Source organism: Candidatus Poribacteria bacterium (assembly GCA_021295755.1).
Classification (GTDB): domain Bacteria; phylum Poribacteria; class WGA-4E; order WGA-4E; family PCPOR2b; genus PCPOR2b.
The window spans coordinates 1-990 of record JAGWBT010000030.1; the positions used below are offsets into that span (position 1 = coordinate 1).

The 990-nt window shown below is 51.0% G+C and carries 2 protein-coding genes; both read left to right on the plus strand.

All coding sequences use genetic code 11. The annotated features are described in order from the left end of the window. Positions 1-355 (plus strand): phytanoyl-CoA dioxygenase family protein (locus J4G02_05875; GenBank protein MCE2394106.1); only part of this gene is annotated, 355 nt, incomplete at its 5' end. A gap of 39 nt (positions 356-394) precedes the next feature. After that, positions 395-990 (plus strand): phytanoyl-CoA dioxygenase family protein (locus tag J4G02_05880; GenBank protein ID MCE2394107.1); only part of this gene is annotated, 596 nt, incomplete at its 3' end.

Here is a 990-nt window from a genome sequence, read left to right on the forward strand (position 1 = left end):
CAGCGAAGCGACGGAAGAGACAGGGTGTCTCAGGGTCTATCCCGGATCACACCAACAGGGGCGGATGGAGAGTTCAAAGGCGGTTGACCCTGAATTTCACGAAAAGTTTCCATTTGAAGGTGCCACGGCGATTGAAGCCGAGCCCGGTGACGTTACCTTCTTCGATTACTTTATCGTACACGGTTCAAAGTCCAACCACTCTGAAAAGCCAAGGAAGGTAGTGATCGCGAGGATGTTTTCCGGCAAGGATCGGAAGGAGGACCTCTACCAGTTTAGTGAGAATCTGGTGCTGCGCGGCTGGAACTACCATACGAACGAAGCGACCGCTAGGAAAGGCATTATGAAACCCCAATAGATTCAGATAGAATTTGCTAACGCGAAAGGAGAACCATCCATGCCAATCATCGCTAAGGAGAAACGAGAGCAACTCATGCGCGATGGTTTCTGCGTCTTTGAGAATGTAATAGCACCGGAGATGGTAACAAAGCTAAATGCCATGAGCGAATGGATGATCGCGCAACAGGATGAGGAACACTTTGAGCAGCACCGTTCACAGGGGTGCATCATTCCCTATTGGGATTGCCCCCATCCAACCTTTACTGAAATCCTTATCGATCCTAGCGCGATGGCGGTTCTCGCCGAGTTGGGATTTGACTCCCCTAAATTCTGGAGCGGCTTTGTGATCAGCAAGCCTCCGCACAGCCCACCGTTATACTGGCACCAAGACGGCGTGTTGTGGGAACACCCTATCAGCTACACCAATCAACCGCAGCAGTATTTCCTGATGTACTATTTGGTCGACACAAATATACACAACGGCTGTTTACGCTTGATTCCCGGTTCTCACCTGAAACGTCACCCGCTGCACGATATGCGAGCAAGGGACGAAGACACTGTAATCCGTGCAACCGATATGGATCATCTCGCCTTCCAACAGATTGAGGGTGAGGTTAATGTGCCAGTTCACGCTGGCGATGTTGTCGTGGGCGA